The sequence below is a fragment of the Rhodoferax sp. genome, assembly GCF_018780565.1.
Classification (GTDB): Bacteria; Pseudomonadota; Gammaproteobacteria; order Burkholderiales; family Burkholderiaceae_C; genus Rhodoferax.
Map to the genome: position 1 here is coordinate 102,062 of NZ_JADMJN010000003.1, position 12,221 is coordinate 114,282.

At 54.9% G+C, this 12,221-nt stretch carries 12 protein-coding genes; 1 reads left to right on the forward strand and 11 read right to left on the reverse strand.

Features of this window, described 5'->3' with window-relative positions; translation table 11 throughout:
* Positions 1 to 121: 121 nt before the first annotated feature.
* Complete coding sequence (locus tag IV109_RS04455) at positions 122 to 1,036, forward strand: hypothetical protein (protein ID WP_296692787.1); 915 nt, start codon at positions 122 to 124, stop codon at positions 1,034 to 1,036.
* A gap of 10 nt (positions 1,037 to 1,046) precedes the next feature.
* On the opposite strand, the gene IV109_RS04460 is transcribed toward IV109_RS04455, so the two are convergent.
* The 11 genes from IV109_RS04460 to IV109_RS04510 all read right to left on the reverse strand — a co-directional run bounded on the left by IV109_RS04460 (position 1,047) and on the right by IV109_RS04510 (position 12,097).
* Complete coding sequence (locus IV109_RS04460) at positions 1,047 to 1,931, reverse strand: hypothetical protein (RefSeq protein ID WP_296692789.1); 885 nt, start codon at positions 1,929 to 1,931, stop codon at positions 1,047 to 1,049.
* Between the two features lie 47 nt (positions 1,932 to 1,978).
* A complete protein-coding gene (locus tag IV109_RS04465) occupies positions 1,979 to 3,673 on the reverse strand; it encodes a glycosyltransferase family 39 protein (RefSeq protein WP_296692792.1) in 1,695 nt (564 codons plus the stop codon).
* Between the two features lie 95 nt (positions 3,674 to 3,768).
* Positions 3,769 to 4,611, reverse strand: a complete 843-nt coding sequence (gene kdsA / locus IV109_RS04470) for a 3-deoxy-8-phosphooctulonate synthase (protein WP_296692794.1) — start codon at positions 4,609 to 4,611, stop codon at positions 3,769 to 3,771.
* A 114-nt stretch (positions 4,612 to 4,725) separates the two neighbouring features.
* On the reverse strand, positions 4,726 to 6,036 hold the full coding sequence (locus IV109_RS04475) for a glycosyltransferase N-terminal domain-containing protein (protein WP_296692796.1): 1,311 nt from the start codon (positions 6,034 to 6,036) through the stop codon (positions 4,726 to 4,728).
* Positions 6,037 to 6,051: 15 nt separating this feature from the next.
* A complete protein-coding gene (locus IV109_RS04480) occupies positions 6,052 to 7,077 on the reverse strand; it encodes a KpsF/GutQ family sugar-phosphate isomerase (protein WP_296692800.1) in 1,026 nt (341 codons plus the stop codon).
* 7 nt (positions 7,078 to 7,084) lie between these two features.
* On the reverse strand, positions 7,085 to 8,128 hold the full coding sequence (locus tag IV109_RS04485) for a GNAT family N-acetyltransferase (RefSeq protein ID WP_296692802.1): 1,044 nt from the start codon (positions 8,126 to 8,128) through the stop codon (positions 7,085 to 7,087).
* A gap of 93 nt (positions 8,129 to 8,221) precedes the next feature.
* Positions 8,222 to 9,445 carry a DegT/DnrJ/EryC1/StrS family aminotransferase gene (locus IV109_RS04490; RefSeq protein WP_366834226.1) on the reverse strand — a complete coding sequence of 408 codons (1,224 nt, stop codon included), beginning with the start codon at positions 9,443 to 9,445 and terminating at the stop codon, positions 8,222 to 8,224.
* Complete coding sequence (locus IV109_RS04495; RefSeq protein WP_296692806.1) at positions 9,406 to 10,104, reverse strand: ABC transporter permease; 699 nt, start codon at positions 10,102 to 10,104, stop codon at positions 9,406 to 9,408. Before IV109_RS04495 ends, IV109_RS04490 begins: the two co-directional genes overlap by 40 nt.
* On the reverse strand, positions 10,101 to 10,976 hold the full coding sequence (locus IV109_RS04500; RefSeq protein ID WP_296692809.1) for a hydrolase 1, exosortase A system-associated: 876 nt from the start codon (positions 10,974 to 10,976) through the stop codon (positions 10,101 to 10,103). The genes IV109_RS04495 and IV109_RS04500 overlap by 4 nt, the downstream gene beginning before the upstream one ends.
* On the reverse strand, positions 10,973 to 11,839 hold the full coding sequence (locus IV109_RS04505; RefSeq protein WP_296692811.1) for a hydrolase 2, exosortase A system-associated: 867 nt from the start codon (positions 11,837 to 11,839) through the stop codon (positions 10,973 to 10,975). Before IV109_RS04505 ends, IV109_RS04500 begins: the two co-directional genes overlap by 4 nt.
* 6 nt (positions 11,840 to 11,845) lie before the next feature.
* Positions 11,846 to 12,097, reverse strand: a complete 252-nt coding sequence (locus IV109_RS04510) for a phosphopantetheine-binding protein (protein WP_296692814.1) — start codon at positions 12,095 to 12,097, stop codon at positions 11,846 to 11,848.
* Positions 12,098 to 12,221 lie beyond the last annotated feature (124 nt).

Below are 12,221 nucleotides of genomic sequence, written 5' to 3' on the forward strand. Positions count from 1 at the left end.
AGAAGATCAGGCTCAGTTTCGTCGATCACTCGCATTGTGGGTCGCACCTCTGGCGGCTGCGCTGAATGTTGCATTGTGTTTTTTGGCTGCACTGAGAATGGGAACGTCGACAGTCCGGGCCATGGCCCTTGCGCTGATTCTTGCTGGCAGCTTCAGTCTGGTTCTATTTGGCAGTGTGCCGGATCATCTGGCTTTGGGTGGCGTGACGATAGCGCTGGCCGCTGCCGCCTATGTCAATGCCTTGGCCGGCAGGCCGTGCGCTGCGTGGCTTTGGCATCTGTTGGGCTGGTTGGCGGCCAGCATCACCGTAACCAATGCGATGCCAGTTGCGATGTTCTATGGGGCGTCGCTGATTGCTGTGCGCGAGCCATGGTCACGAGCCGTGGGCAAAGCCAGCCTGCTTTTGTTGCTGGCCTTGGCGACCGCTTTCGGTAGTGCGTTGTTGCTCAATGCAGGTTATGGCATTCATGGCATGGATGTGTTCATGCCACGAGCTGGCGTTGGCCCGCTCAAGGAATTTCCCCTCCAGAATTTGATGGATTTTCCGTGGCGTGTCCTGCAATCGTTTGCGCCATCGGAGTACCGCATCATCCCTAATGGAATGTCGTCGAATGAGCCTCACCAGTACATCATTCAATTCTCGATGGAAAACTTCTCCATAGGTCAGGGCGGACAAGCGCTTGCTTGGGTACTACTGTTGCTAATTGCGATGGCAATTTTCCAGACTTGGAGAAATGGGTCTAAGCCTCGGCAATTCATGGTGACGATGTGTCTGGCGGTTGCGTTCCATGGTGTATTGCATGCGCGTTTTGGTTCGGACATTTTTTTGTATTCCGCCCATTGGCTTTTCCCCACGGTGCTGTTGTTGGCGGATGGTTGGGGCGGCGAAGATGTCGAGGCTGATAAACGCTGGCAGCGGCTCTATACCGTGGTGCTGTGGATTTTTGCGCTGTTGCTTGCAATCAACTCTGCACACCTGGTGCGAAGTATGGTGTCGGATCTCGACATCAATCGCCTCATGCTTGCCCCGGCTTGAAAATGCGGGGTTACAGGAATTGCGCCAGTCGCCAGCCCAATGGCATAGTTTCCAGCGCCTTCTTGGCTGCCAGTCGTGCTGGGAGCTTCATGTCAAAAAGATCAAAACGGACATCGCAGCAAAAATTGATGTGCCGCCGTGGCACGTCAGTGGGTGTACGGGGACTCACTGCATGGATTGAATGGGCCGAGTTCAGGAACATGACCAGAGTGTTGGCCGCATAGGTCGCGGTCTTGACCGTTCGCACCTTGGAGTCGTCGATTTCGGCTGGCAGCGTTGATATCTTGACTGCATGTGGGTTGGGATACAGGTCGGTGGCTGCTTCGCATATTTCCAGATCTGCACCGGATGACTCGTCATCTGCACGCCTGAAGTACAGCAGCATGGCAAACAACTCAGAAGGCCGGTCAACATGTGGGCCACGCACGACGCGCGGCTTGCGTGTGTAGTTCAGGTAGAACTGACATTCCATTGAGGCATCGGCACCATCGGCCAGTGGGTCGCCCCGGCCTCCCGGACGCATGCCGACGACGAAGTCCTCCAGGCGGCGACCTGTTCGTTGTTCCAGGTCAGGTCGCAGCTGACGCATTTGCGGGCCCGCCAAGGCAACCAGTTCGTCAAAAAATGCTTTCGACGTGTGGTACTTGAAAAAATCACGCCATAAGGGTGAAACACGCTCGTCCTCCACCACCTTGCACGCCGGATAGTCGAACCAGGTGTCTTTTGCTGTCCTTCCATTGAGGATGATGTCGTCCTTAGGGAACTGACTCGAGAGTTGTTCAAATATCCATGGGTCCAGGGCTTCGGTGATTACCAGGTGTGGATAGGGGTAGGTCACCAGATCCGCTTTGGCGGTCCTGGATAGAACGCTGAGTGGGTTTTTTAGGGTTTGCATATTGATTCTCCGGTTTGATAGTGAGGTGTTGGCGATATCGCAGAGCGTTAAAAACGCAAGATGTGAAACACTTCCACTTGCCCCATGTTGATGGTCCACGGCAATTTCCAATAGGTGGAGGAGTAGAGGCCGGCCCCTGGCGTAGCCAAGCGTGAGATAAAACTTTCTGGACGGATCACGACATCGCGCAGGTGTGTAGGTGACAGGTCAGCGGTTAGCTTTTGCTTGGCCACGGAATCCGGATAGACCAGGTAGTCCCCCGGCTTGACCTGCCGCGACGTTGGGTCGAAGGGCAACATTCCCACTTGCGTGGCGTACCACTGCCACCCCCAATGTCCGGCGAACCAAATGGTTGCATTTGACGGAAGTGATTTCCGAATTTCAGTGGCTTGGGTTCGATAGAGATTGGCGTACCAGCGATCAGCCGCCGCGACTCCGGTCGCGACCAGGCTCGACACGGCGATAACGCCTGCTAACCATGTTTTGGATGCATCCGCTGGCAGCCATCTGGATGTCAAGAGCAATATTGGCGGCAGTGCTAACAAAACGTGGCGTGTTGCCATGAACGGCGCCAGGCCGACAATGAAGCTGAACGCGCCAATTGCCCAAAGAGCCAGGAGTGCAAGGCCAGGATCCATCTTCAAGGTATGGGCCTGCGCGGACAGACGTTCCCGTACAAGCCTGCCTGCCGCCGACACCAGCAGGACCGCGCCGCTGACAATGAAGAACAGCTTTAGCATGCGGTAGATGCTTTCTTCGCTGTCTGCCGTTCCCGACATGGCCGTCGCTGCGTTGACCGTGATCATTGCGCCCACAGCGAGTAAGCCAACGCTAAATCGCCAGAACGTGTTGCTGCGCGAAACATACGGCGCAACGACCAGACCGATTGCACCTGGCACGATGGCGCCCAAGGCCAACAGCCATGCCAACGCCTGATTGAGAAACCACTCCATTTGCCCCGATGCAGTCATGCCGCCTGGTTTGCGTTGCGCGATATGAATGCCCCCATAATCCCAATAGTTAAACGCAGACCAGGCGAGCAATGCGAGCAGCGGCGTCAACAGTACGCTGGCAAAGCGCCATTGCTGCCTGCGCAATACCTCGTAGAACAGCATGAGGTAGAGCACCAAACTGGTGTACTTTGTCAGGATCGCAGCGGAACACCACGCAGCAGCCCTATGCAGACGTCGTGTTGATTGAACGCGACCACAGAGGGCGACGAAGAAACCTAGCCAGAGAGCCAGCAACGGAATATCGACCATCGAGTTCTGATTGGCGGCGAAGGCCGGACTGAAAGCAAGCAATGTCGTCGGGACAAGTGGCCAATGCGGGGTGAATCGCACTGCCAGTTTGTGCATGCCGATCAGTGCGAGCAAACAAAAAATCGACTGCAGTGCATGCATGGATATCTCGGACCAGCCAAAAACCGAACCCCATACCGCCATTGCATAGAAAAACAGGTGGGGCTGGTTGGTGATGTGGATCGACTCCGGTGTGTCGCCCCAAAACAATAGCCCGCTCATGGGTCGGAGTGGGTTTTGGGCGATCCACTGCGCAATCACCATGTGGCCGGCGTCATCGATATGGAAAGCCTTATCGAAATTCCAGAGTGTGCAAAACACCCATAGAGCCGCCAGAACGCAGCGGTCTCGCCGGACCATTTGCCAATTTGCTGCCACGATTTCGCGGCGTACCGTCGTGCTACATGTCAGCTGTGTATCAAGGGGCGGTGCAAATGGCATGCCCTATTCGACAGCAGGGACTTTAAATTTACTTGAGAAAACGCAAGATACGGATAACTGAGGATCTCCTGTGCACCGCGACCGGCGTCAAGTGATCACGCAATATGAAGCGGTGCAAAGGATTTCACGAGATCGTCAAGGGCCTTGAGTTGAGTCAGAAATGGTTCCAGCTGATCCAGGGGCAGGGCACTTGGCCCGTCGCATTTTGCCGAGTCCGGGTCAGGATGCGCTTCCAGAAAAATGCCTGCCAGGCCAACGGCCAAACCGGCGCGAGCCAACTCTGCCACCTGCTGACGTCGCCCGCCCGAAGCTGCGCCGCCCGGATCGCGTTGCTGCAACGCATGCGTTACGTCAAAAATGATGGGGATATCTTTGCAGACTTTTTTCATGACCCCAAAGCCGAGCATATCCACCACAAGATTGTCGTAGCCGAAGCAAGTGCCACGATCACAGAGTATGAGTTGGTCGTTGCCGGCCTCCTCAAATTTTTCGACGATATTGAGCACTTGCGTGGGGCTTAGGAACTGAGGTTTTTTGATGTTGATGACCCGCCCCGTCTTGGCCAGTGCGACAACCAGATCGGTTTGCCGTGCCAGGAAAGCCGGTAACTGCAGTACGTCTGCAACCTCTGATACTGGCTGGGCTTGCCAGGGCTCATGCACATCGGTAATTACCGGCACGCCGAACTCTGCCTTGACGGCCTCAAAAATTCTCAGACCTTCTTCCAGGCCTGGGCCGCGGTAGGAATGAATAGAGGAGCGGTTGGCCTTGTCAAAGCTGGCTTTGAAGACATAAGGAATGCTGAGCTTTTGGGTGACCCGTACGTATTCTGCGCAAGAGCGTAGCGCGAGATCACGCGATTCGAGCACGTTGATGCCGCCGAACAGGACAAATCCACCTGTATTGGAAACACGAATTTTGTTGTTGATGTCAATCATTCAGTCCTCCGGAATTTTAAAAATATTGGCGCCTCCTCTAAGTTGAGGGCGTATGGCAAACGTTGCTGATCGGCTGGTTTAATTGGAACCGTCACAGGCGCAGTATCTGCATATTCAGGTCAGCATGGGCTCAAGTTGTGCGAGGTGTCTTGCCACGGCACCTCGAAGATCATTTAGTGTTTTGGTTGTCGCGATCATGCGCTCTTGATAGCGGTCAGGTTGATCAAGAAGTTGGAGCCAGTGCGCGGATAACCGTCCGGCATCATTAGCTTCCAGCAATGCGGCACTGTTCATCAACGCCCGATAAACAGGGTAGGAGGGATAGGTCGTATTCCACCCCTGCCCGACTGTGACGGGCTTTCCAAATCCAAGTGGTTCCAGCACGTTGTGGTCAACGCCAACATGGGTTACGGTGGCCGCAGCATAGAAATCGCGCAGCTCTCCCATGGTGTCCAGAACCAGGCAAGCAATGGGGCCTGGAATGGGTACATCGGTGAGTGTTGACTTGAAAACCGCTGGCAGCTTTCGTTGTTCCAGGAACTTGCGAAGCATCTGCATCCGTTCAACGACTTCGGGATGGCGGGGTGCGAGGATAAGCAATGCATCAGGATGATGCTCTCGCATGGTGACGAACGCGTCAAGCACCATTTCCTGCTCGGCATAGTTTGTGATGCAGCCGGTGACGATAACCGGGCGTACGGATGCGATGAGCGCACTTAGCATGGCCGGGCTTCGTGCGTTGGCGGGAGACCAGTCGTTTCGATGCATGGCATCAAACTTGATATTGCCTGTGACGTGAACCCGCTTCGGATCAGCTCCAGCCGCAAGCAGTTGTTGAAGTGTTTCCTTGGTTTGGACTCCGATGGCATCAAAGGCGCGGAGAAAGTCGCGTTGGAAGAGCTTGCGTTCAATAACGTCCATGCGACTGGGCGGTTGATAGTGATAGAGCCAACTGTTGACCAGCCAAGTGGTGGCGCCCGCCTGCTTGGCTTCCAGCAGAAATGCAAACGAGAACCGGCAGGGCGCATCGGTTGGCCAGCAGGGAATTTCGGCGACGACAAGTAATTTGGGAGGATAGTGCTTCGCCAGTGTCGCTGCATCAGTGCCGTGACCGCGTGTGACACATACCTCTGCCGCCGGGTAGCGGGCAAGGTAGCTGTCCCGGTAGTGCGGGTGGTCGGTAATCAGTACAAGCTTGAGTTGCGGCAGGCGGGTGATGATCTCGTGCAGAAGTGGATCAATCGCATTCAGTTCTCCGATGGTCGAAACGAAGACCCAGAGGGATTGCAGAGGTTGTTCCGGCGGCTTGAGTTCAAGATGGCCGGCGGTACTATTGCCCCTGAGGTCACTGAGACGCTCCAGGAATCGAAATAATCCCCATTTAATGCGGGTAATGGGGCGAATCTGACTTGCGTTGAAGGGCATAGGAGTTGACCCAGTTCAAAGAACGCCAGCACGAAGCAAGTCATGCATATTGAAGACGCCTACAAGCTGCCCCGCGTTGTTGGCAACCAGCATGCCATTGATTCGCAGGGTCTCCATTTGCTGCACAGCTTCTGCCGCCAGCCTATCGGCATTGATGGTTCGTGGATTGCGTTTCATCAGGTCCGCAATCCGGGCGTCCCGCAAGTCGGCTCCTGCGCCAAGAACGCGGCGCAGATCACCGTCGGTGAAGATGCCCAGTATGTGGTTGTCGGCATCAACAATCGCTGTCATGCCGAGGCCTTTTTCGCTCATTTCGAGCAGGGCATCCGCAAGACTGCTGTCGATGCCCACCTTGGGCAGGTCGTTCCCCGTGTGCATGATGTCGCTGATCAGTACAAGCAGGCGGCGTCCGAGTTTGCCGCCGGGATGGGATCGGGCGAAGTCCTGAGCGCTGAATCCGCGCGCTTTGAGCAAGGCGACGGCAATGGCATCACCCATGGCGAGTGCCGCTGTGGTGCTGGAGGTGGGGGCAAGGCCCAATGGGCAGGCTTCCTTTTCGACTGCAGCATCAAGATGCACATTGGCCAATGTGGCCAAGGTTGACGTGTGGACTCCGGTAATGGCGATAAGACTGGCTCCATGACGCTTGAGTAGCGGCACAATGGCGACCAGCTCGGCGCTCTCTCCGGAGTTTGACAACGCGATCACCACATCATCGGGTGTAATCATGCCAAGATCACCGTGGCTTGCTTCAGCCGGATGGACGAAGAATGCTGGTGTCCCGGTGCTTGCCAAGGTGGCAGCAATTTTCCGACCAACATGACCAGACTTGCCGATGCCGCTGACCACGACTCGACCCCGGCAATCGAGAATCAGGCGCACCGCTTGGACGAAACCTGGTCCCAGCCTGTCGACGAGGCTGAGTACTGCATCGGCTTCAATTCGTAAAACTTCACGCCCGAGTTCGAGCAGTTCATCATCAGTGAAAACTATCGGACTTTTCAAGGAGGCCGATTGTGGGCTGTGGAGCGTTTCGGACATGATTTTTTCAATCCGCAATTTTGGACTGTTTTTCTGACTGTTTGATGCCCGAGCGCAGTTGAATCAGTCGCAAAATGAGGGCATGCCGGTAGACGTTGGCGTGGTACAGCGTGCGCGTTTTTTCTGTCCAGCGGGTGTGCCATTCCATGACCTTGCCATAGAACTCGATGCGTTCGAACTCATGCTCGTCGAAAAGCTGTTGGAATTCTGCTTGACGCATCAAGGTGGACGGCGAGACTGCTTTATAGGATTCGTCGTAAGTTGTTTTCAGAATGACGATGACCTTTTCGTCATGGACGCATAAATCCATGGCAACTACCTTGTCACCAAACCAGTAGCGGTAAATGCGGGCTTGTCCGAGGCGGCAAAAGTTTTCAAGCATTCGCCGATAAAACTTTCCCTGGGCATTGTCGGGATGAATGGCGGTGCCGTCGGCTGTTTTCCAACCCGCACTCTCCAAATTTCCATAATCTGCGATGGCGTCTTGCATATCCTCCGGGTTCTTTAGGCACTCGATTCTGGTTTCGGTTCCTTCTGCCTGCAACTTGTTGCGTTGTTTACGGGTGTTTTGTTTGAGGTTTTTACCCCGTGCTTCCCAGTAAGCCTCAAAACCGTCCTCGACGTCAACCCAGGCAGTCTGGATGTAATCCTGGGTGCGAACTTTAGGCGTGTTGTCTGGTCGAGTTTGTATCTGTGGGTCCAGTTGTGTGACACCTATCCCTAGCGTTAGGCCAGGAAGCAGTGGCATTAGTTCATTGCATGCGGAGGCCAGGTCGACACTGCTATCGGAAATCCATGCGCCTAGTGGAAGTTGCGATGGTTGAAAGGTCTGCCACATACCTTTTCGTGCGCGATGGATGATGGCTGCAGCGCGAAGTTGATCGTTGGCATAGTACAAGCACAATTGTTCTTCACCACTGGCGAAGTTATCAATAAGGGGTTGTAAAAATGCAGTTTCCAGAAACGGGGTACCCGGGCGAGACCTGACAAGCCCATCCCACTGACTTGCGAAATTGGCGAATTGCGCGATGGGGCGTATGGTCCAGGTCATTGCTTGGTTGGTCTCATTGGGCTAGATGGGTTGAGCGAAAATGAAAACCGAGGCCTCGCTCAGAAGACCCACGGATTCAATTGCTCTTGACGGTCACGCAAAGGATTCTACGGCTTTGGGTACATACATTCTTTTTAACGTGGAGATCATCTCTTCCAGTTCGGCAGGTGTCAGGTCTTGGTGGCAGGCCAGTTGCAATATGTGATGTGACCACTGGATTCCAGAATCGTTGGGAAGTTTGGAGACCGTTGGCCACAGCCAGTCCCAGCGCGACACAGGAAACGCCATACGTCGCAATTCGCCATAGCCAGGGTCGGGATGATCGACCCACAGCGGGAAGACGTAAGGTGCACACTTGGCTGGCAGGTCAGGGCGCAATGGATGCATTCCACGCAGACCGGACAAAGCTTGCGCCAAGACCAGATAGTTTGCTCTGCGGCGCAACACGATGCGCTCCCGCGGTGCATGATTGGCAATCCAGCGACTGGGATACGTCAATCCTTGATGCGACTGCGCTACATCTATGGTGAAGCCGGCAGGCGAGCTTGACTCTGTGGGGGGGGGCTGATGGAGGGGTTTTTTCTTGAACAGGCTCAAAACGCCGAACAGGCTGCGCATCAAGGTTCCCAAACCGTTCAACCGGCCATGATTGATGCCTGCATGCAGGATGTCAAAGCCGGCTTTGACCTGGCTCTTGGGTTTGGGCTGATGTAACTCTGGGAAGGGTGCGAGGAGTGTATTGTTTAACAGGCAACCGCCCTCTGGCACAGGTAAAAATTTGGTGAGACTGGCAATTGCCAGATCACCCCAGTACCCTACAGCCCGATCATCACTGGTGCCAAAGAGGGCGTGCGCACAATCCTCGATCAGTCGCACGCCTTGTTGATCACACCATTGGCGGACAGCGGTCAAGGGTTGGGGTAATCCGAAAAAATGGGCCACTAGAATGGCCCGGACACCTTGCGTTTTGTCTTGATTGATCCACTCCAGATTGGGAGCGCCGGTGCTATCCAGAGGATAAAAAACAGGTTGTGCACCACGGGAAACAATGGGTGCAATCATGGTTGGACAGTGGTAGGTGGGTACCAGTACGGTGTCCCCAGGTCCTATTTCAAGCATCTCAAGTGCCAACAGAATTGAGGCACGACCGCTTTGGGTGAACTGCGTTGACGGATGTGTCAGCACACATGGTGTTGCCGAAACACGGGGACCCGAAAACGTTCCCCAATCAAGAACGGGGAGCCGAGGCGTCGGGTGATGCATAGGTGATGTGGAAACTATTCTTGGGGTTTGGGTGCGATGGATGGCTCCTGCCATTGGCCAGCGCCTTGAAGGAGGTCACGCAACTCAACTCTTTCAAAGCCAAGTTCCAAAGCTCGATGGGCGCGGGCAAGGGCTTTGTCATAGATCTTCATATCAAAGTAGGTCAAGCCGATGTTGTAGTGGGTGAAGGCGTTCTCGCCGGCAATGGTGGTTGCCTGCTCCAATTGCGCAACGGCTTCGGGTACGCGTTTGTTTTTGGTCAGGAAGGTCGAATACAGTATGCGTGCGATCGCATCGTCTGGCTTGAATCGAATGGCGCGTTCCAGGTAGCATTCAACAACGTAGCGAAGTCCTGACGGTTGTTGGCTTCCGGTTTTTTCGCCATACCGCATGACCGACAACAACGCGCGGTGGTGGTTGGGAAATGCCCGGAGTGTGTAATCCAGGTCGCTCCCGGGCGGACCAATCTGCCCGCCTGACTGTGCACCAATTAAAGATTCCACGCGGGGCGTGAAGTGGGCTCCCTCAACCAGCCCGCGTTTGTGCCTGTGAGATTCCTGGTCTGATGGCGCTGCTACGTATTTGTCTGCCCGGTAATCAAAAGGACCAAACCCGTTCTCCAATGAGCCGCAGAAATTTGCATTGACTTGAGCAAATGCGGGAGAGACTAAAAAAATTGAAAGAATAAATTGAAGTGCTGGTGCAATGTTCATTTGCATGTCTCCCCTGCGTTATGGCTGGCCAACTGGTTGAGTAAGTTAAGCGTCCATTGCTCGACAATGGAATTAAACCGTATTTCGGAGAATGTATGGTCAGCCTCCGGTTCGAGGTGTTGGGTTAAGTTGATTTTATTCAACGCCCCCGCCCAAGTCGGCGCGGCGTTGACGTGGTCTACAAACTCTTTGGCGGTGAAGTCATTTCCGCTGAGAAGCAGCAGAATCGGGCCGTTGAAAGCCGTCCAAGCCATTGCCATCCGGTCCTGAAATGAAAGTTGCGTAGCCACGGAGGATGCCTTCCCTGACAATGCAACTTGGACATTGCGTGCCAATCCACTCAAAGCGCCCCAAGCCACTTTGCCACTGCAAAGTTTGATCCAGAATTCTTTTTCACGCAGCCGCTGTGTGTAGTAGTGTTTAACTTGGGTTTTGGCCAGGCTTTCTGCAGAGCGGACCCATGGGTTGAGCAGGCACAGGCCACCGATTCGGGGGTCTTGCATGGCATGGCAGTACAACAATGCCGCCGAGGCGCCATCGCAAAGTCCCCACAGAACCACTCTGCGTATGCCGGGCGCTGCGGCTTCCAGCGCGCCAATCGCCATGGCTATATCCGCATTGACGTTTTCAAAGGTGTGAAGACTGCCTGCGCTGTCGCCCATTCCCCTGTAGTCAAACCGAAGTACTGTATGGCCAGCGGTGGCGAGAGCGCGGGACAAAAGCACAAATTGCCGGTGACTACCCACACGGTACTGAGGGCCACCCACAATCACGACAACGCCAATATCGGTAGGCGTTTCCGGGCGCGTCAAAATGCCTTGGAGGGTGTCGCCCTCGCAGGCGAACGACAGTGTCTCTTCTGCGTATCTCATGTGGCGGACGCGGTGAGCGCGTCAACTGTGGCGGCAATCAGTTCGGGGGCATCCTCAATTTCGCTGGTTTGCCAAAAAGCCGGGCCACGCACGATATGGCTGCGAGTCGCAAAGCCGGTTTGTTGCCACTGGGCGACGGTTTTTGTGGAGACCGGACTTAAGCTTGCGCCCTCTCGCGTCGAAAGTTCAAACCATTCCATGCGTTGTACTTTTCCGGCCGTGGTCGGTGCCAGTAGGCTGGCTTGTTCAAGGCCCTCCGCCAGTTCGGGTGACAGTGAATAGCCAGCAATCTCCAGTGCCGACCCACTCGCCAGTTGGTGGCGCATGGACTCCATAACGCCCTTGGATTGCCCGCTTAGCATGTCGCCGGCGACCTTAAGGCGTAAAAATTGTTGCAGCAATGGTTTACCTGCCGATGGTGCTTGCCAGAAGAGGAAGTTGCATGCCTCGTTCAGCCGCGTTGCAGCTTCTGCCGCAAGAAGGCACCCTGCGCGCAGGCCCCAAAGCCAAAGCGGTGCCTGGTGTGGGCTGATGCCTTGTCTGTTGCTGTGTTCACGCAGCCACTGGCTTCCCATCACCACATCGTTGACCCAGCCTTGCCAAGTGGCATCGCCAAAGTCTCCAGAACTGTCGCCGCAACCCAGCAGGTCTATTTGAAGGACTGAGTAGCCTGCTTGGGCCAAAGTGCGTGCTTGAAGTGCAGCCATACGGCGGGCTTTGTTCATTTCCTCAGCCATTGGATGGATGTAGACCACCAAGCCGCGGGTCATGCAGCCTTTTACCGTTGGATGAAGCAGGCAATACCGTTGGCCGTCCTCGGCAGAGCCGAAAGGCAGGAAAAAAGCCTCTGGCTGCATGGGCATTGAAGGCTAGCTCGTCAACTTGCTACTGACAAAATCAGCCAGCGATCCGACGGTGGCAAAGGTTGAACCATCAATATCATCGTCGTCCACTGTCAGACCAAACTGTTCCTCAAGGGTTGTAATCAATGTCACGACCGCCATGGAGTCAAGTTCGGGAATTGCGCCCAACAAGGGTGTGTCGCGTGTGAACTGGGCTGAGCGCCCACTTAAACTAAGTACCTCGTCAAGAATACGACGCACTTCCTGTGTTACATCCAATTCAAACTCCTGTACGGGCGACTTGCCCCACTTTAAGCATTTTAGGGGCCAACGGTGTGACAAGTGTCCTGGGCCACGGTTTCGACGCGTGACTATTCTTGTTGGTTGCATGGCGCTCAATGCT